This is a genomic window from Streptomyces sp. NPDC006283, assembly GCF_040613325.1.
In the GTDB taxonomy this organism is placed as follows: Bacteria; Actinomycetota; Actinomycetes; order Streptomycetales; family Streptomycetaceae; genus Streptomyces.
This window is the reverse complement of sequence record NZ_JBEXRZ010000045.1, coordinates 1-18,767: the sequence shown is the minus strand read 5'-3', so window position 1 is coordinate 18,767 and position 18,767 is coordinate 1. Positions and strand designations below refer to the sequence as shown.

At 70.7% G+C, this 18,767-nt stretch carries 17 protein-coding genes and 1 pseudogene; 8 read left to right on the top strand and 10 right to left on the bottom strand.

Going from position 1 to position 18,767, the window contains the following annotated elements; genetic code table 11:
- Nucleotides 1–224: 224 nt before the first annotated feature.
- The 7 genes from ABZ070_RS12615 to ABZ070_RS12585 all read right to left on the bottom strand — a co-directional run bounded on the left by ABZ070_RS12615 (nt 225) and on the right by ABZ070_RS12585 (nt 7,278).
- The gene (locus tag ABZ070_RS12615; RefSeq protein WP_356632842.1) at nt 225–1,031 is read right to left on the bottom strand and encodes an ABC transporter ATP-binding protein; all 807 of its coding nucleotides are present in this window, start codon (nt 1,029–1,031) and stop codon (nt 225–227) included.
- Complete coding sequence (locus tag ABZ070_RS12610) at nt 1,024–1,953, bottom strand: ABC transporter permease (RefSeq protein ID WP_356632840.1); 930 nt, start codon at nt 1,951–1,953, stop codon at nt 1,024–1,026. The genes ABZ070_RS12615 and ABZ070_RS12610 overlap by 8 nt, the downstream gene beginning before the upstream one ends.
- Nucleotides 1,954–2,042: 89 nt before the next feature.
- Entirely contained in the window at nt 2,043–2,927 is an 885-nt protein-coding gene (locus ABZ070_RS12605; RefSeq protein WP_356632838.1) for a glycosyltransferase, read from the bottom strand.
- Nucleotides 2,924–3,703, bottom strand: coding sequence for a CDP-alcohol phosphatidyltransferase family protein (locus ABZ070_RS12600; RefSeq protein ID WP_356632836.1), 780 nt, complete (start codon nt 3,701–3,703; stop codon nt 2,924–2,926). The genes ABZ070_RS12605 and ABZ070_RS12600 overlap by 4 nt, the downstream gene beginning before the upstream one ends.
- Nucleotides 3,681–4,742, bottom strand: a complete 1,062-nt coding sequence (locus tag ABZ070_RS12595; protein ID WP_356632834.1) for an iron-containing alcohol dehydrogenase family protein — start codon at nt 4,740–4,742, stop codon at nt 3,681–3,683. Before ABZ070_RS12595 ends, ABZ070_RS12600 begins: the two co-directional genes overlap by 23 nt.
- On the bottom strand, nt 4,730–5,467 hold the full coding sequence (locus tag ABZ070_RS12590; protein ID WP_356632832.1) for a phosphocholine cytidylyltransferase family protein: 738 nt from the start codon (nt 5,465–5,467) through the stop codon (nt 4,730–4,732). Before ABZ070_RS12590 ends, ABZ070_RS12595 begins: the two co-directional genes overlap by 13 nt.
- Nucleotides 5,464–7,278, bottom strand: coding sequence for a DUF5941 domain-containing protein (locus ABZ070_RS12585; protein WP_356632880.1), 1,815 nt, complete (start codon nt 7,276–7,278; stop codon nt 5,464–5,466). Before ABZ070_RS12585 ends, ABZ070_RS12590 begins: the two co-directional genes overlap by 4 nt.
- A 261-nt stretch (nt 7,279–7,539) precedes the next feature.
- Here ABZ070_RS12585 and galE point away from each other — a divergent pair, with 261 nt between their 5' ends.
- The 4 genes from galE to idi all read left to right on the top strand — a co-directional run bounded on the left by galE (nt 7,540) and on the right by idi (nt 11,859).
- Nucleotides 7,540–8,523: a UDP-glucose 4-epimerase GalE gene (gene galE / locus ABZ070_RS12580; protein ID WP_356632830.1), complete on the top strand. Its 984-nt coding sequence runs from the start codon at nt 7,540–7,542 to the stop codon at nt 8,521–8,523.
- Between the two features lie 142 nt (nt 8,524–8,665).
- Nucleotides 8,666–9,607: a cation diffusion facilitator family transporter gene (locus tag ABZ070_RS12575; RefSeq protein WP_356632828.1), complete on the top strand. Its 942-nt coding sequence runs from the start codon at nt 8,666–8,668 to the stop codon at nt 9,605–9,607.
- Nucleotides 9,608–9,847: 240 nt separating this feature from the next.
- Complete coding sequence (locus ABZ070_RS12570) at nt 9,848–11,098, top strand: bifunctional class I SAM-dependent methyltransferase/N-acetyltransferase (RefSeq protein WP_356632826.1); 1,251 nt, start codon at nt 9,848–9,850, stop codon at nt 11,096–11,098.
- A 167-nt stretch (nt 11,099–11,265) separates the two neighbouring features.
- Entirely contained in the window at nt 11,266–11,859 is a 594-nt protein-coding gene (gene idi / locus ABZ070_RS12565) for an isopentenyl-diphosphate Delta-isomerase (protein WP_356632824.1), read from the top strand.
- 47 nt (nt 11,860–11,906) lie between these two features.
- Here the strand turns inward: idi and ABZ070_RS12560 are convergent, their stop codons facing one another.
- Nucleotides 11,907–12,383, bottom strand: a complete 477-nt coding sequence (locus tag ABZ070_RS12560; RefSeq protein ID WP_356632822.1) for an ATP-binding protein — start codon at nt 12,381–12,383, stop codon at nt 11,907–11,909.
- 339 nt (nt 12,384–12,722) lie between these two features.
- Between ABZ070_RS12560 and ABZ070_RS12555 the strand changes: the two genes are divergently transcribed.
- Nucleotides 12,723–13,499 carry an enoyl-CoA hydratase/isomerase family protein gene (locus ABZ070_RS12555; protein WP_356632820.1) on the top strand — a complete coding sequence of 259 codons (777 nt, stop codon included), beginning with the start codon at nt 12,723–12,725 and terminating at the stop codon, nt 13,497–13,499.
- Between the two features lie 6 nt (nt 13,500–13,505).
- Here ABZ070_RS12555 and ABZ070_RS12550 read toward each other — a convergent pair.
- Nucleotides 13,506–14,141 (bottom strand): annotated as a pseudogene (locus tag ABZ070_RS12550) (DJ-1/PfpI family protein).
- A gap of 39 nt (nt 14,142–14,180) precedes the next feature.
- On the bottom strand, nt 14,181–15,173 hold the full coding sequence (locus tag ABZ070_RS12545) for a GlxA family transcriptional regulator (protein ID WP_356632818.1): 993 nt from the start codon (nt 15,171–15,173) through the stop codon (nt 14,181–14,183).
- 123 nt (nt 15,174–15,296) lie between these two features.
- Here ABZ070_RS12545 and ABZ070_RS12540 point away from each other — a divergent pair, with 123 nt between their 5' ends.
- The 3 genes from ABZ070_RS12540 to ABZ070_RS12530 all read left to right on the top strand — a co-directional run.
- Nucleotides 15,297–16,160 (top strand): hypothetical protein, encoded by an 864-nt coding sequence (locus tag ABZ070_RS12540; protein ID WP_356632816.1) that lies wholly within the window; start codon nt 15,297–15,299, stop codon nt 16,158–16,160.
- A gap of 101 nt (nt 16,161–16,261) precedes the next feature.
- Nucleotides 16,262–16,393: an LPFR motif small protein gene (locus ABZ070_RS12535; RefSeq protein ID WP_356632815.1), complete on the top strand. Its 132-nt coding sequence runs from the start codon at nt 16,262–16,264 to the stop codon at nt 16,391–16,393.
- Nucleotides 16,394–16,518: 125 nt separating this feature from the next.
- Nucleotides 16,519–18,767: Tex family protein (locus ABZ070_RS12530; RefSeq protein ID WP_356632813.1), on the top strand; the 2,249-nt coding region annotated here is incomplete at its 3' end.

Here is an 18,767-nt window from a genome sequence, read left to right as displayed (position 1 = left end):
CTTGCCGCGTTTCGGTACCGGTACAGCTTACGTTGTACAACGCCCCGGAGCGCCGCCGGGTGTCACACCCCGGAACAACGCGGCGTTCCGGTGCACCTTTCGACGCCGCACCGAAGTGACGCCGGTGCGAGCAGCGGCGCGCCGCACCGGCCACCGGCACGACACGGCCCCCGCCGGTCGAAGACGACGGGGGCCTGCGCCCAGCGTGCCGAGCGGAACCGGCGCTACTTGCCGGTCTCCTTCTCGTACGCCTTGATGACCTCGTCGGTGGGGCCGTCCATCAGCAGCTCCCCCTTCTCCAGCCACAGCACACGGTCACAGGTGTCCCTGATCGACTTGTTGCTGTGGCTGACCAGGAACACCGTGCCGGCCTCCTTGCGGAGCTCCCTGATCCGCTCCTCGGAGCGGATCTGGAAACGGCGGTCACCGGTCGCCAGCGCCTCGTCGATCATCAGTACGTCGTGGTCCTTGGCCGCGGCGATCGAGAAGCGGAGCCTGGCCGCCATGCCGGAGGAGTAGGTGCGCATCGGCAGGGTGATGAAGTCGCCCTTCTCGTTGATGCCGGAGAAGTCGACGATGCCCTGGTAGCGCTCGCGGATCTCCTCGCGCGTCATGCCCATGGCCAGGCCGCCGAGTATGACGTTGCGCTCACCGGTGAGGTCGTTCATCAGTGCGGCGTTGACGCCGAGCAGCGAGGGCTGACCGTCGGTGTACACCTTGCCGCTCTCGGCCGGCAGCAGACCGGCGATGGCACGCAGCAGGGTCGACTTGCCCGAGCCGTTGGTACCGATCAGGCCGATGGCCTCGCCGCGGTAGGCGGTGAAGGAGACGCCGCGCACGGCATGGACCTTGCGCACACCGCGGGACTCACCCTTGTCGCGGCGGAGGATCCGGCTGAGTGCGGCCGTCGCGCTGCCCTTGCCGCCGCCGCCGGCGTTGACCCGGTAGACGATGTGCACGTCGTCGGCGATGACCGTGGGGATGCGTGCCTTGGCGGTGTCCACGCGGTGCTCGTTCTTTTCATCAGCCACGGCCGTACCGCTCCTCAGCCTTCCAGAAGTACACGAAGCCCGCGAAGCCGATCAGGACCGCCCAGCCCAGGCCCGCGGCCCAGACGTGCGAGGGCAGGTTCTCGGAGCCGTAGCCGTCGATCAGCGCGAACCGGATGAGGTCCATGTAGATGGCCGCCGGATTGTACATGAGTACGTCCGCGATCCAGGCCGGCTTGTCGGCGAGCATCACCGGGATGGAGAACATCACGCCGGACGCGTAGAGCCAGGTGCGCATGATGAAGGGCATCAGCTGCGCGAGGTCGGGGGTCTTCGCGCCGAGCCTGGCCATGATCATGGCGAGGCCGGTGTTGAACACGAACTGCAGAGCGAGGGCGGGCAGCACCAGCAGCCAGGACAGCGAGGGGTAGCTGCCGAAGCCCACCACGATCGCCACCAGCACGATCATGGAGAACAGCAGTTGCTGGAGCTGCTGCAACGCGAACGAGATCGGCAGCGATGCCCGGGGGAAGTGCAGCGCGCGCACCAGTCCCAGGTTGCCCGAGATCGCCCGCACGCCCGCCATCACGGAGCTCTGGGTGAAGGTGAACGCGAACACGCCCGTCACCAGGAACGGGATGTAGATGTCCATCGCCATGCCCCTGCTGGCCTTCAGGATCACCCCGAAGATCAGCAGGTAGACGACCGCGTTGAGCAGTGGCGTCGCCACCTGCCAGAGCTGGCCGAGCTTCGCCTGGCTGTACTGGGCCGTCAGCTTGGCCTGCGAGAAGGCCAGGATGAAGTGGCGCCGACCCCACAGCTGCCTGACGTACGAGACCAGGCCCGGTCGGGCACCGCTCACCGACAGCCCGTACTTCGCGGCGAGCTGCGCCGGAGACAGGCCGTCGTCGGGCGATGGTGCGGGGCTCATCGCGATGGCACCGTCATGGGTTGTGTCACTCACAAGTTGAAACTTTCGTGTTCAAGATGCGCGGCAATTCGGGGCGCGGCCGTCCGGGGCCTGTCGCCCAGATGCTCTCAGAACCGAGCTTGTCAGATGACAGGAGGTCGGCCCAGCCTGGTGAGTCGCCACACAGTACGCCACTTCATCGGACGGCGCGGGCCGCAGGGCGTCCGCCAGCCTTCCATGAAGCCGCCGAACCAGGCCTTGAGCGCCGGAAGCGACGGGCGCCGGAGCAGGGTGAGCAGCAACCACACCCCGACGTAGACCGGCACCAGGGGCGCGGGCAGATTGCGACGGGCGAGCCACACCCGGTTACGGGCCACCATCCGGTGGTAGACCGCGTGCCGGGAGGGGGGCATCGTCGGATGGAACAGCACCATGTCGGCGCGGTAGTCGATCGACCAGCCGGCGTCCAGGGCACGCCAGGCGAAATCCGTCTCCTCGTGGGCGTAGAAGAAGTCGTCGGGCAGTCCGCCCACCTGTCCGATCACCTTCGTGCGCACGGCGTTCGCGCCGCCGAGGAAGGTCGTGACCCGTGAGGAACGCATCGGGTCGGAGGCGCGCAGCCGCGGGACATGGCGGCGCTGGGTCAGCCCGGTCTCCGGGTCGGCGATGCGGAAGCTGATGATGCCCAGCCCCGGGTCGGCGTCGAAGGCCTCGCGGACGAGTTGCGCGGTGTCGGTCTCGGGCAGCAGTCCGTCGTCGTCGAGGAAGAGCATGACGTCGACGTCGCGGCCGCCGGGGCCGAAGGCCTCGATGCCGACGTTGCGGCCGCCCGGGATGCCCAGATTCTCGGGCAGGTCCACGGTGCGCACGCCGTCGGGCACGTCCACCACGGACGCGCCGTTGCCGACGACGACCACCTCGATCGGGTCGCCCTCCTGCTTGGCGACCGAGTCGAGGAGGGCCCGCAGCTCGTCGGGCCTGGTGCCCATCGTGATGACGACGGCGCCCAGCTTCAGTGGAGCGGTCATTTCAGCCTGCTCGACGCGAGGACGGACACCAGGTGCAGCAGCGTCTGGAGCAGCGCGATACCGGCCAGCACGGCGACACCGAGGCGGGAGAAGAACAGGTCGCCCCGCACCTCGTCCAGGACGGCGAGCACCAGGATGAGCAGGGACGCCTCGATGCCGAGCACCAGCCGGTGGAACTTCAGCGCGGCGGCGGCCCGGCGGGCGAGCGCCATGCCGGACGAGCGCGGCTCGGCCGCCGCTTCCTTGACCGGCGGCAGCCCGCCCTGGTGACGGGCGACACCGACCAGGTCGGTCTCGGCCTTGATCAGGATCGCGCCGAGCGCGGCGAGGGTGCCGAGGAAGGCCCACAGCCAGTCGATCCGTCCGGTGCCCCACAGGTCGGCGGCGCGCAGGCCGAAGCCGACGAGGACGGCCGCGTCGCACAGATAGGCGCCGACCCGGTCCAGGTACACCCCGGAGAGCGAGAACTGCTGCTTCCAGCGGGCCACTTCGCCGTCGACGCAGTCGAGCAGCAGATAGAGCTGGACCGCCACCACACCGAGGACGGCACCCCAGACACCCGGCACCAGCAGGGCGGGGGCGGCCAGGACGCCGGCGAGGGTCATCACGTAGGTCAGCTGGTTCGGCGTGACCTTGGTGGTGACCAGGAGGCGGGTGATACGCAGCGAGATCTCGCGCATGTACAAGCGGCCGCCCCAGTGCTCACCGCTGCGCCGGTCCTTCACACCCGCGGGGTGAACGACCGGGCGGAGTTCAGCTACTGATGGTCTTGGCATAGTCGGCGTACGCGTCCCTGATCTGGTCGTTGGTGAGGTCGAGATGCTCGAGGATGGTGAAACGGCCCGGGCGGGTCTGGGGCGCGTACTCGACGGCGCGCACGAACTCGTCCGGTGAGAATCCGATCTCCTCGGGCAGCACGGGCAGACCGTGCCGGCGCAGCACCTCGGCGAACAGGCCCGCCCCCTCGGCCGCGCCGCGCAGGTGCATCGCGAACGCCGCTCCGAGGCCGACCTGCTCGCCGTGGCTGGCGGCCCGCTTGGGGTACAGCAGGTCGAAGGCGTGGCTGATCTCGTGGCAGGCGCCGGAGGACGGCCGGGAGTCGCCGCTGATGGACATGGCGATGCCGGAGAGCACCAGTGCCTCGGCGAGGACGGTGAGGAACTCGTCGTCGCCGACGCCGCCGGGGTGGCGCAGCACCGACTCGCCGGCGGTGCGGGCCATGGCGGCCGCCAAGCCGTCGACGTTCTCGCCGTTGACCTGGTGCGACAGCTCCCAGTCGGCGATCGCCGAGATGTTGGAGATCGCGTCGCCGATGCCGGAACGCACGAAAACCACCGGGGCGTCGCGCACCACGTCGAGGTCGATGACCATGGCGATGGGCGACGGGACGCCGTAGGAACCGCGGCCGTTGTCGTTGTCCAGGATGGAGATCGGCGAGCACAGGCCGTCGTGCGCGAGGTTGGTCGCGACGGCGGCGAGCGGCAGGCCCACCCGGGCAGCGGCGTACTTCGCCACGTCGATGATCTTGCCACCGCCGAGGCCGACGACCGCGTCGTACCGGTTGCCCTTTATGTCGTCGGCGAGCTTGACGGCGGAGTCGATGGTGCCGTCGCACACCTCGTACCAGTCGGCGCCGGGCAGGGCGGGCGCGAGCTTCTCGCGCAGCTTCTGGCCGGAGCCGCCGCTGATCGCGAAGGCGAGCTTGCCGGAGGCGGAGATCCGCTGGTCGGCGAGGATGCCGGCCAGGTCGTCCAGGGCTCCCGCCCGGATGTCGACGACAACCGGGGACGGGATGAGCCGGGTCAGTACTGGCACGCGATCTCACGGCCCTTCGCGAGGTCGTCGTGGTTGTCGATCTCGACCCAGCTGACGTCGCCGATGGGGGCGACGTCGACCCTGAAACCGCGGTTGACGAGCTCCTGGTATCCGTCCTCGTAGTAGAGGTCGGGGTCGCGCTCGAAGGTGGCCTTCAGGGCGTCGGCGAGGTCGGCGGCCGCGTCGGGCTCGATGAGGGTGACGCCGATGTACTCGCCGGTGGCGGAGGCGGGGTCCATCAGCTTGGTGATTCGCTGGACACCCTTGTCGCCCTCGGTGATCACCTTCATCTCCTCGTCGGCGAGGTTCTTCACCGTGTCGAGGGCGAGGATGATCTTCTGGCCGTTGCCGCGGGCGGCGAGCAGGGTCTTCTCGACGGAGACCGGGTGCACGGTGTCGCCGTTGGCGAGGATCACGCCCTCGGCGATGACGTCACGGGCGCACCACAGGGAGTAGGCGTTGTTCCACTCCTCGGCCTTGTCGTTGTCGACGAGAGTGAGCTTCAGGCCGTACTTCGCCTCGAGCGCGGCCTTGCGCTCGTACACGGCCTCCTTGCGGTAGCCGACGACGATCGCGGCCTCGGTGAGCCCGATCTCAGCGAAGTTGCCCAGCGTCAGGTCGAGAACCGTGATGTCGCCGTCGACGGGCACGAGGGCCTTGGGAAGCGTGTCGGTGTAGGGGCGCAGACGCCGTCCGGCACCGGCTGCCAATACGAGGCCGATCATGCTGGTTCTCCTTCGTCATGTACGGCGGGTGCCTGCGAGGACACCCAGAAGCGGATGCTCTCGACGAGCACCACGAGCGCCACGGCCGCAGCGAGGGCCGCCGACGCGATGGTGAAGTCCGTGCTGGTCAGCAGGAAGGCGAGCAGTGCGACTGCCAGGACCCGCCCCTCGTGCCCGCCGATCGTCCGCACCAGCCAGTGCGGGGGCGCGCCGGTGCCACCTCGGATGCGGTAGACCGTGTCGTAGTGATGGTAGGCGACGGCGGACACCAGGCAGAAAGCTGCCGGTAGCGCACCGTTCACCTCTGCGTGAGCGGCGAGGACCAGGATCGTGCCGTACTCGGCGGCACGGAAAACGGGGGGGACGAGCCAGTCGAGGGCGCCCTTGAGGGGGCGGGCGACGGCGACGCCCGAGGTGAGTGCGTAGACCACGGCCGCGACGACGGTCCAGACACTGCCGAAGGCGGTGAGGGCCGCGGTCGCCATGACCGCGGCACCGCCGAGGGCCGCCACCACGAGGGGTATCGGACCGGGCAGAGTGCGCACGCCCTTGGCGGCGACGCGCGAGGCGGTCTCGGCGAGCGGTCCGGAGTCGGCGAGGTCGGCCAGGGCCCGGGCGGCACGGTCGGTGCGGTGCGCCTTGCGGGTCAGCGAGCGCAGCACCCGGCCGGCGGTGGTGTAGCAGGCGGCGAGCGAGCAGCCGATCAGCAGCGCGTAGAAGACGATGCGCGGTGTGGTCACGGCGGTGAGCACGGCGATCATCGCCCAGCGCTCGCCGATCGGCAGCACTATCATCCGGCGCAGCCAGACCGTCCAGCCGACGCTGTCGAGCTTGCTGGACAGGGCGGCCGTCGGACTCGTGTTGGCGGTCGCGTCGTGGTTCGCCTCGTTGAACGAGAAGTCGACGACGTGCCGGCAGGTCTGCAGCACCATCGCGCCGAGCGCGAGCGCCCATACGTCGTCCCCGCCGCGTGCCGCCCCGAGGGCCAGGCCCGCGTAGTAGGCGTACTCCTTGGCGCGGTCGAAGGTGGCGTCGAGCCAGGCGCCCATCGTCGAGTACTGCAGCGAGTAGCGGGCGAGCTGCCCGTCCGTGCAGTCCAGGACGAAGGAGAAGAGCAGCAGCAGGCCTGCGGCGACGAAGCCCACGCGGGTGCCGGTTGCCGCGCAGCCTGCCGCGATCAGCGCGGTGAGCAGGGACGCGGTGGTGACCTGGTTCGGGGTCAGTCCGCGCCGGGCGCACCAGCGGGCGAGATAGCGGGAGTACGGGCTGATGCAGAAGGTCGTGAAGAACCCGTCGTGGGCCTTGACGGCCGAGCGCAGCCGTACGGCCTCGTCGTCGACCGCCTCGACGGCGGCGCGCGCCCGGTGGCGCTCCTCCGCCTCCGAGGGAACGGCGGCGACCAGCGAGCCGAGCTCGGGGCGGTGCACGGGCACGCCCTGGGCCTCGAGCTCCGCGGTGACGCTGTCGACGACGCCGTCACCCGCGACGGCGCCCGCTCCGGCGGGCACCGTGGCGGAGACGTCGCGCACGGCGCCGGTCAGCGCCGCACGGCCGGCCGGCTGCGCACTGAGCGCCCCGGTGACGGCGGTGGTCTGGAAACGCGGATCGGTCAGTGCCAGTCGCAGAGCGTGGACGTGCCCCACGAACCGGGGATCGATCAGGGCGACCCGTTCGGCACCGGGCACCGCCGCGATCAGTGCGGCGGTGTGCTCGGGGCCGTTCGCGACCCGCACGTCGAAGCCCAGCGACCGCAGATCGCCCTCGAGCGACGATCCGGGTACCGGCGGACCGGTGAGGATGGCGGTCGACAGACGAATTCACTCCTTGGAGCTGACGGTGCTGGTGCACGGCGGCTCGGCCCGGTGCACGGGCGGCGGCACGTCGGCAGAGGTTATCGGATGGACGGAAGCGGGAGTTCACCGGCCGTTTACGCCCTGGCGGCCCCGCCGAGATCATCATCGTCGATCAGCACCCCGCCCTCCAAACCGCCGGTACGAGGGGCCGCGTGGAGCACCGGCCGCACCGCCCGGAGCCGGACGGAACGCCGGTGAGCACCCCATAGGGTGGCCGTCATGACTTGGCTGATCACAGGTGGAGCGGGATACATCGGGGCGCATGTGGCGCACGCCATGGCGGCGGCCGGTGAACGGGTCGTCGTGCTCGACGACCTGTCGTCGGGGATCCCCGAGCGGCTGCCCGCCGACGTTCCGCTGGTGCGCGGGTCGGTGCTCGACCGTGACGTGGTGGAACGCACACTCGTCGACCACGCCGTCACCGGTGTCGTGCATCTCGCGGCGAAGAAGCAGGTCGGCGAGTCCGTCGAGCAGCCGCTGCTGTACTACCGGGAGAACGTGCACGGCCTGACGGTGCTGCTGGAGGCGGTGGTCGCGGCCGGTGTGCGGCGGTTCCTCTTCTCCTCGTCGGCCGCCGTGTACGGGGTGCCGGAGACCGATCTCATCTCCGAGTCGGTGGCCTGCGAGCCGATCAACCCGTACGGGGAGACAAAGCTCACGGGCGAGTGGCTGGTCCGGGCGGCCGGGCGGGCGCACGGCCTGTCGACGGCGTGCCTTCGCTACTTCAACGTCGCCGGTGCGGCCGCCCCCGAACTGGCGGACACCGGGGTGTTCAACATCATCCCGATGTTCTTCGACCGGATCACGCACGGCGAGCCTCCGCGGATCTTCGGCGCGGACTACCCGACCCCGGACGGGACCTGCATCCGTGACTACATCCATGTCGCCGATCTCGCGGACGCCCATCTCGCGGTGGCGCGTCGGCTGGCCGGAGCCGAGGAGGCCGGCGACCTCACCGTCAACATCGGCCGCGGCGTCGGTGTCTCGGTGCGCGAGCTCGCCGATCTGGTGGGCGAGGTCACCGGGCGGCGGCTGGAGCCGGTGGTCGTGCCGCGTCGGCCCGGTGACGCCGCGAAGGCGGTCGCCTCGGTGGAACTGATCACCAAGGAGCTGGGCTGGTCGGCGTCGTACGGGGTGGAGGAGATGGTCGCCTCCGCCTGGGAGGGCTGGCTCGTCCTGCACCCGGAAGCAGCCGCCCGCTGATCGCCTAGACGCTCTGACCTGCAAGCATTTCCGCAGGTCAGAGCATATGACAACGGTGTTCAGCGTCGTGTTGCCACATACCCCCCGCCCGTAGTTGACTTGGGGCTCGACCGACCATGCGCAGCGAGGGAAGGGCACCGACATGGGGGCTGGGCACGACCACGGGCATACGCACGGCGGGCCGCCGCCGACGGGTACCGCGGCCGCGGCCTACAAGGGACGGCTGCGCGTCGCGCTCTCCATCACGCTCGGCGTGATGGTGCTGGAGATCGTCGGTGGCGTGCTGTCGGGCTCGCTCGCCCTCATCGCCGATGCCGCCCACATGGCGACGGACGCGGTGGGACTCGGGCTGGCTCTGCTGGCGATCCATTTCGCCAACCGGCCGGCCGGGCAGAACCGCACGTTCGGGTTCGCCCGTGCCGAGATCCTCGCGGCGCTCGCCAACTGTCTTCTTCTGCTGGGTGTCGGCGGCTTCCTGCTCTTCGAGGCGGTGGAGCGTTTCGTCGAGCCCACGGAGACCCGGGGCGGTCTGACCGTCGTCTTCGCGCTGATCGGCCTGGCGGCCAACATGGTCTCGCTGACGCTGCTGATGCGCGGCCAGAAGGAGAGCCTCAACGTCCGGGGCGCGTATCTCGAGGTACTGGCGGACGCGCTCGGCTCCGTGACCGTGCTGGTGTCCGCGGGGATCATCCTCGCGACGGGCTGGCAGTACGCCGACCCGATCGCGTCGCTGGCGATCGGCCTGATGATCGTTCCGCGCACGGTGCGGCTGCTGCGGGAGACGCTGAACGTACTGCTGGAGGCCGCCCCGAAGGGTGTCGACATGGGCGAGGTGCGCGCGCACATACTGGCCCTGCCAGGCGTGGAGGACGTCCACGACCTGCACGCGTGGACGATCACCTCCGGGATGCCGGTGCTCTCCGCGCATGTGGTGGTGAGCCAGGACGTGCTGGACTCGGTGGGTCACGAGAAGATGCTGCACGCCCTCCAGGGCTGCCTCGGTACGCACTTCGACGTGGAGCACTGCACCTTCCAGCTGGAGCCCGTCGGCCACGCCGCGCACGAGGCGAAACTCTGTCACTGACCGACCGCCATTGCGCTTCCCACGTCGGGCGACGTCGTGGCTGCTAGGGTTCCGCAGGGGCATCCCAGTCCCTTACGCCCTTGAGAGGAGCTGAGGTTGATGACCGTCGCAGTGGAGGCTGCCCCGAGCAGCGCCCGGTCCTTCCTCATCCTCCGGGCTTCCGTCCGACCCTGATCCGGTCCGGTCCCACCGATCCGACCGCGCACGTCGGCCGGAGCCCCGAACACAAGGGTTCCCACGTTGTCCGACAACGCATTGCACAACGCTTTCTTCGCCCTGCACCACGGTCTTCCCCGGCAGGGTCCCGGTTCCGACGACACCTCGCTGCGGCTGCTCGCTCTGGTGGGGCCGCTGCCCGCGCGTCCGCGGGTGCTCGACCTGGGCTGCGGTCCGGGCCGCTCCGCCCTCCTGCTGGCCTCGCGGGCCGGAGCCGACGTGACGGCCGTCGATCTGCACGAGCCGTTCCTCGAGGAGCTGCGGCACAGCGCCGCGGCCCGCGGGCTCGGTGACGCGATCCGCACGGTCAACGCCGACATGGGCGAACTGCCCTTCCCCGACGGCTCGTTCGATGTCGTCTGGGCGGAGAGCTCCGCCTACAGCATCGGTTTCGACACCGCCCTCGCGAAATGGCGGCGGCTGCTCGCCCCGGGAGGCAGCCTCGTCCTGACCGAGTGCGAGTGGACGGCCGAGAACCCCTCGGCCGAGGCGCGCGCCTTCTGGGACCAGCACTACGAGCTGCGTACGACCGCCGCGAACTGCTCGGCGGCCGTCGGAGCCGGCTACACCGTTCTCGGGCTGTACCGCCAGCCCGAGAGCGACTGGGACGAGTACTACGGTCCGCTGGGCGAGCGTGCCGATGCCGCGGACCCCGCGCTCCCCGGCATGGCGGAGGCCCTTGCCGCCACCCGCGAGGAGATCGCCGTGCGCCGGGAGCACGGCTCGGAGTTCGGCTACACCGGTTACGTCCTGCGTCCGGCCGACGCGCGCTGGCGCACCCGGCCGGAGACGGCGGCCGACATCCCGGCCGTCCGGGCCGTCAACGCCGCCGCGTTCCCCACCCCGGAGGAGTCCGCTCTCGTGGACCGGCTACGGCTCGACGGCGAGGCGTGGCTGCCGGGGCTGTCGTACGTGGCGGAGGCGGCGGACGGGTCGGTGGCCGCCTACGCGTTGCTGACGCGGTGCCGGATCGGCGATACGCCCGCGCTGGCGCTGGCCCCGGTCGCAGTCTCGCCCCGGCACCAGCGCCGGGGCGCGGGCCAGGCGGTCGTCCGGGCCGTGCTCGATGCCGCGCGGGCCCGGGGCGAGGCGTCGCCGGTCGTCGTCCTCGGGCATCCGGAGTACTACCCGAGGTTCGGGTTCGTGACCGCCTCGGCACACGGAATCAGGACGTCTTTCGAGGTACCGGCCGAGGCCCTGATGGTGCTGATGCTGGACGGCTCCCGGTCCGCGCCGCAGGGCACGGTCCGCTATCCGGCCGCCTTCGGTGTCTGACGGACCTGTCGACCGTGTCCGCTCCGCCGCGTTCCGACGCCGCGGAGCGGACATGCCAGGCTCCGGCCGAAGTGCGGACAAGCCGCTTTTGTACGGCAGACTGAGCAGGGCCCAGGGTCCTTCCTCCGGAAGGACGGCCGGGCCGAGAACCGATGCGAAGGACGGTTATGCCGATCACACCAGCCACCGCGGCGACCAGTTCGTCGAACGGAACATCACCAGAGATCCTGCTCGAGCTGGTCGACGAGGAGGGCAACACCATCGGCACGGCGGAGAAGCTCTCCGCCCACCGGGCGCCCGGACAACTGCACCGCGCCTTCTCGGTGTTTCTCTTCGACGAGCAGGGGCGGCTGCTGCTGCAGCGCCGGGCGCTCGGCAAGTACCACTCCCCCGGTGTCTGGTCGAACACCTGCTGCGGGCACCCGTACCCGGGCGAGGCGCCGTTCGCGGCTGCCGCCCGTCGTACGCACGAGGAGCTGGGCGTCTCGCCCTCGCTGCTCGCCGAGGCGGGTACGGTCCGCTACAACCATCCGGACCCGGAGTCGGGGCTGGTCGAGCAGGAGTACAACCATCTCTTCGTCGGCATGGTGCAGTCCCCGCTGCGACCGGACCCCGAGGAGATCGGCGAGACGGCCTTCGTGACCCCCGACGAACTGGCGAAGCTGCACCGTGAGGCGCCGTTCTCCGCGTGGTTCATGACGGTGCTGGACGCCGCCCGGCCTGCGGTCAGGGAGCTGACGGGACCGGCCGGAGGCTGGTAGCACGGACCGGCCGGAGGCCGGTCGCATGTTCCACGGCGGCGCGGCGCCTAGACGGTTGTCGTGCCGCCGGCGAACTGGGAGACGAGCGGCAGCTCGGCCCAGATGATCTTGCCGCCGCTCGCCGTGTGCTCCACGTCGCAGGTCCCCCCGGCCTCCCGGGTGATCTCACGGACCAGCAGAAGCCCACGGCCGCCGGTCTGCGCGGAGTCGGTCTCCAGCGCCTTGGGCCGGTAGGGGTGGTTGTCCTCCACGGAGACACGCACCCAGTGCGTGCCGATGGCCACCTCGACCGCGACCTCCGGCGAGAGCAGCGCGGCGTGCCGCACCGTGTTGGTGACCAGCTCGGAGACGATCAGCAGCAGACCCTGCACGACGTCGGCGGCGACGGGCACGCCCTGGCGGGCGAGCAGGTCACGCACCGCATGCCTGGCCTGCGGGACGGACACGTCGAGAGCGGGGGCGGTGAACCGCCAGACGCCCTCGTACGACAGCGGCCGCGCAGGCACGCTCCCGCGGCTCTCCATAGTCCGGCACCCACCTTCGGCTCGTCCCACTGACCTAGGAGTAACAAGTGTTGATAGTCCGTTGCTCCATGCCGTACCACTGAACGGAAGTGAGCGTCTATCGACGCCTTTTGACTGGATGCGTATGACAGGGTCAGTTGTGTGACTGGTCGGAAGCTCCTTCTGCCCGCTTCTCCGGACCGATCGTTTCAGCACTCTTATCTGCGTCTTTCGTCGGCGTTTCTCATCGGCTTCTCCCCCCGCTCGGTGACCGTGCCGACGGCCTGCCGGCCGCCGGCGCCGCTCACGACCGGCCCCTTCTTGATCTTGGGTTCGGTCCCTCCCGATAGCATCCGGCGCATGGAGTCACCCGAGCCCCACCGGCCGCAGCTGCAGCACACCGTCGCGGACGGTGTCGCCACCGTCGTGATCAGCAACCCCGCCAAGCGCAACGCCATGACCGCCGACATGTGGCGCGCGCTGCCGGAGCTGCTCGAGGAACAGGCCGCCGACCCCGCCGTACGGGCACTGGTGATGACCGGTGCCGGTGAGACCTTCTGCGCGGGCGCGGACATCTCCTCGCTGCGTGCACCGGGCGAGGACCCGCAGGCACTGGCCGTGCGCGCGGAGGAGGCACTCGCCGCGTTCCCCAAACCGACACTCGCCGTCGTGCGCGGCTACTGCGTGGGCGGCGGCTGCCAGCTCGCCGCCGCCTGCGATCTGCGCTTCGCGGAAACCGACACCCTGTTCGGCGTGACACCGGCGAAGCTCGGGATCGTCTACCCGGCGGCCTCGACGCGCCGACTGGCCTCGCTGGTGGGGCCGGCGGCGGCCAAGTACCTGCTGTACTCGGGCGAGTTGATCGACTCCGAGCGGGCGCTGCGCACCGGTCTGGTCGACGAGGTGCTGCCCGAGGGCTCGTTGGGCCGGCGGGCCGCCGAGTTCACCAGAACCCTGGTGTCGCGCTCGCAGCTGACGCAGTGCGCCGCGAAGGAGTTCACCGCGGGCCGCACCGACCGCGACGCGTACTGGGCGGAGCAGGCGCGCGGAAGCGGCGACACCGCCGAGGGTGTCGCCGCCTTCCTGGAGCGGCGTGCGCCGCGATTCACGTGGACGCCGGGGGGCACCGGAGCCTGAGCGTGGCTACTGGAGGAAGAAGCGGCTCTCGGCCCGGAACTTCTCGACCAGGTGAGCCGGCGCCTTGGCGGGCGAGCCCGCGCCTTAGGGCGGCTGGGGGTCGTACTCCGTCATCAGCTGCACGGCCTGGGCGTGCTCCTCACCTGCCACCCTGCCCAGCAGGGTGAGCCCCATGTCGATGCCGGACGAGACTCCGGCCGCCGTCACGTACTTGCCGTCGGTCACGACACGGCGGCCGGTCGGCTTCGCGCCCAGCCGCTCCAGGTGATCGAGGGCGAGCCAGTGCGATGTCGCCTCGCGTCCCTCCAGCAGCCCGGCCGCGCCCAGCAGCAGCGAGCCGGTGCACACCGACGTGGTCCAGGTGCTGGTCGCGTCCACGGACCGGAGCCACCCGAGCAGCGCCTCGTTCTCCATCTGGTCGTTCTGGCCCGGACCGCCGGGGACCAGCACGATGTCGGGGCGGGGCACCTCTTCGAAGGTCTTGCCGGCGGTGAGGGAGAGCTGGCCACGGTCGTTGAGCACGGGGCCGGGCCGCTCGGCGACGAACACGACTTCGGCGTCGGGCAGGCGGCAGAGCATCTCGTAGGGGCCGACGGCGTCCAGGGACGTGAAACGGTCGAAGAGCAGAATGGCGATCTGCATGGGCGGTTCCCTTCTGTGGCTGGTCAGTTCTGTGGCTGGTCAGTTCTGTGGCCGGCTGCTGGCCGGCGGGGCGGTCTGTGCGGTGCCGCGGAAGCGGCGGCGGTACTCCGCGGGCGCCACTCCGAGAGCCTTCACGAACGCGCGCCGCATGGCTTCGCTGGTGCCGTAGCCGCAGGCGCGGGAGATCTTCGTGACGCCGTCCGGGGTGTCCTCCAGGAGCCTTCTGGCGTGCTCGAGCCGTACGCGCTCGACATAGCGGCCCGGTGTCGTACCCGTCTCCGAGTGGAAGGCACGGGCGAAGTGACGGGTCGAGAGACCGGCGCGGTCCGCGAGCGCGTCGACGGACAGGTCTGCCTCCGGGTGCTGGGTGACCCAGTGCTGCACCTCGCGCAGCGGTTCCCGGCATGCGCTCTGGGCGGCGAGCTGGGCGCTGAACTGGGCCTGATTGCCGGGCCGCCGCAGGAAGACGACGAGGTGGCGGGCGACGGTGAGCGCGACATCACGGCCCAGGTCCTCCTCGACCAGGGCGAGCGCCAGGTCGATGCCCGCGGTGACGCCGGCGGAGGTCGAGAGCCGGCCGTCCCTGACGAAGATCGGTTCCGGCTGGACGTCGACCTCCGGGTAGTGGGCAGCAAGGTGCTCGCAGACCATCCAGTGGGTGGTGGCGCGGTGGCCGTCGAGCAGTCCCGCCCGAGCCAGCAGCAGGGCGCCGGTGCACACGGAGACCAGGCGTCCGGCGTGTGGTGCGTGGTCACGCAGCCAGTCGATCAGGCGCGGATCGGGGAGTCGGGTGCCCTCGCCGCCGGGGACGAGGAGCATGTCCGGCGCCGGTGCGTCGGCGAGACTGCCGTCCGGCACCACGGTGAGACCGCTGGAGGTCCTCACCGGTTTCCCGTCGAGCGAGGCGGTACGTATCCGGTACGCGGACCGGTCGCCGCTCGCCCGACCGGCACCGTCGAACACTTCGACCGGCCCGGTCACGTCGAGGGCCTGCACGCATTCGAAGAGGACGACCAGCACGGTTCGTGTCATGGCACCATCCTTGGCCGCACGGGGCATGGCCGCAATGACGAGAACCCCACCTTTCCTGCCATGGCCGGGCGACGTCGCCGCCCCGCCCTTCCGGCCGTACTAAGCAGTCGCTAACCTGCCGCCATGACCTCTCTCCACCCGCGCGCGGGACGCCGCTGCCACAACGCCCTCAACCCGCTGCACTCGACGGTCTACTTCTCGCCGGACTTCACCGAGGAACTGGGCCGCCTCGGCATCGAGGACGCGAGCGCGGCGTACTTCGCGGGACGCGGCGCCGCCCTGGGCGCCGTCGGACCGGGCACGGTGACCGCCGCCTTCTACAACTTCAACCACGAGCTGGTCGCGAAGCACCTGCCGGCGGTCTGGGACATCGCGTCCCCCGAGGCCGTGCTCGGGGCGCGGCTGAGGGCCGCCGACACCACCCTGAGGCGGCTGCTCGGCGACGACGTGATCGCCTCCCCGGATCTGGCGGAGGCGGCGGAGCTCGCCCTGCGCGCCGCCGAGGCGTGCACCCGGCACGCCCGGCCGCTGTACGCCGCCCACGCGGACCTGCCCGTGCCGGCGGAGCCGCACCTCGCCTACTGGCACGCGACGACGCTGCTGCGCGAGCACCGCGGGGACGGGCATCTCGCGGCCCTGCTGGCCTCCGGTCTCGACCCGCTCGAGGCGCTGGTGAGCCACACCGCGACGGGCAAGGGCATGGCGCCCCGCTGGATCCTCGCCACACGCGGCTGGGGCCGGGCCGACTGGGAGGCTGCGCAGGACCGGCTGCGGGAACGCGGACTGCTCGACGCCGAGGGCGAGTTGACCGAGGCGGGCACCGCGCTGCGGAGCGAGCTCGAGGACCTCACGGACCGCCTGGACCGCGCGCCGTACGAGCGCCTGGGGGCCCAGGGCGTCGAACGGCTCACCGAGCTGGGGCACGGCTTCCTGATGACGGCGGCGGTCGCCGGCGCGTTCCCTCCGGACCTGATCGGCAAGGACTGACCACAAGGACCGACCACAAGGACCGGGTGCGCGGTGACGTTTGGCGGCGGGTGACGGCGGTTACCCGACAGGTCCCAAGCACCCGAACCTGGAGGTCAATTGTGCTCCGCTCCATAGCTGACGCGCTGCGTATGATCGGCTCGGCGATCGCCACCGTTGTGACGCTTCCCTTCCGGCTGCTGGCCCGGCTCTTCGGTGGCGCCTCGCGCAGTGGCCGCACCCGTCGCGTCTGAGGCACGCGAGTGGCGGCATCCGTCGCGTCCGGGGCGCGCGAGTGGAGGCACGCGACACGGCACCCGGCCACCCGGCACAATGCACTCTCAAGCACAGCGAGCACGAGAAGGCGAGTCGGGAAACCGTGACGACGTCCATCGAAGGCAGGATCGCCGAGGAGCTCGGCGTACGGGAGCGGCAGGTGAAGGCGGCCGTCGAGCTGCTCGACGGCGGGTCCACCGTGCCGTTCATCGCTCGCTACCGCAAGGAAGCGACCGAGATGCTCGACGACGCGCAGCTGCGCACGCTCGAGGAGCGGCTGCGTTACCTCCGGGAGCTGGAGGACCGGCGGGCGGCGATCCTGGAGTCCGTGCGGGAGCAGGGCAAGCTCACCGACGCGCTCGAGGCACAGATCCGGGCCGCCGACACCAAGGCGCGGCTCGAGGACATCTACCTGCCGTTCAAGCCCAAGCGGCGCACCAAGGCGCAGATCGCGCGCGAGGCGGGTCTCGAGCCGCTGGCCGAGGGCCTGCTCCGCGACCCCTCGGTCGAGCCGCTCGCGGCCGCGGCGGCGTTCGTCGACGCGGGCAAGGGCGTCGCGGACGCGGCCGCGGCTCTGGACGGCGCGCGCGCGATCCTGGCGGAGCGTTTCTCCGAGGACGCCGACCTGATCGGCGAACTGCGCGAGCGGATGTGGACGCGGGGCAGGCTGGCCGCAAAGGTCCGTGACGGCAAGGAGGAGGCGGGCGCGAAGTTCGCCGACTACTTCGACTTCTCCGAGGGCTTCACGGAGCTGCCCTCGCACCGGATCCTCGCGATGTTCCGGGGCGAGAAGGAAGAGGTCCTCGACCTGGTGCTCGAGCCCGAGGAGCCGCTCTGCGACCCTTCGTCGTACGAGGGGATCATCGCCTCCCGCTTCGGTGTGGCCCAGCAGGGGCGGCCCGGCGACAAGTGGCTCGGCGACACCGTCCGGTGGGCGTGGCGGACGCGGATCCTGGTGCACCTCGGCATCGACCTGCGCCTGCGGCTGCGCACTGCCGCGGAGGACGAGGCGGTACGGGTCTTCGCGGCGAACCTGCGGGACCTGCTGCTGGCCGCCCCGGCCGGGACGCGCGCAACGCTCGGTCTCGACCCCGGATTCCGTACCGGTGTGAAGGTCGCGGTCGTCGACGCCACCGGCAAGGTCGTCGCGACCGACACGATCTATCCGCACGTGCCCGCGAACAAGTGGGACGAGTCGCTGGCCAAACTGGCCCGCCTCGCCAAGGAGCACGCGGTCGAGCTGGTCGCCATCGGCAACGGCACGGCGTCCCGTGAGACGGACAAGCTCGCCGGCGACCTCCTCACCCGGCACCCGGAGCTGGGCCTCACCAAGGTGATGGTCTCGGAGGCGGGCGCGTCCGTGTACTCCGCGTCGGCCTTCGCCTCGCAGGAGCTGCCCGGCCTGGACGTGTCGCTGCGCGGCGCCGTGTCGATCGCGCGCCGTCTGCAGGACCCCCTCGCCGAGCTGGTGAAGATCGACCCCAAGTCGATCGGTGTCGGGCAGTACCAGCACGACCTGTCCGAGGTGAAGCTGTCCCGGTCGCTCGACGCGGTCGTCGAGGACTGTGTGAACGGCGTCGGGGTCGACGTCAACACGGCGTCGGCGCCGCTGCTTTCACGGGTCTCCGGCATCGGCGCGGGCCTGGCGGAGAACATCGTGGCGCATCGCGACTCCAACGGCCCTTTCCGGTCCCGCAAGGCCCTCAAGGACGTCGCCCGGCTCGGCCCGAAGGCGTACGAGCAGTGTGCGGGCTTCCTGCGCATCCGCGGCGGCGACGACCCGCTGGACGCCTCCAGCGTGCACCCGGAGGCGTATCCGGTGGTGCGGCGGATGGTGAGGACGAGCGGTGGCGAGGTGGCCTCGCTCATCGGAAACACCTCGGTACTGCGGTCACTCCGGCCGGCCGAATTCGTCGACGAGACCTTCGGTCTGCCGACCGTGACGGACATCCTGCGGGAGCTGGAGAAGCCGGGCCGCGACCCGCGGCCCGCGTTCAAGACGGCCACCTTCAAGGAGGGCGTGGAGAAGATCTCCGACCTGGTCTCCGGCATGGTCCTGGAGGGCGTCGTCACGAACGTCGCCGCGTTCGGGGCATTCGTGGACATCGGTGTCCACCAGGACGGTCTGGTGCACGTGTCCGCGATGTCCAAGACCTTCGTCAAGGACCCGCGTGACGTGGTCAAGCCGGGCGACGTGGTCAAGGTGAAGGTGCTCGACGTCGACATTCCGCGCAAGCGGATCTCGCTGACGCTGCGGCTGGACGACGACGCGTCGGCGCAGCCGGCGGACGCGGGAGCGCCCCGCCGCGAACGCGGCGGCCGGCCGCCGCAGCCGCGACCCGGCAGATCGGA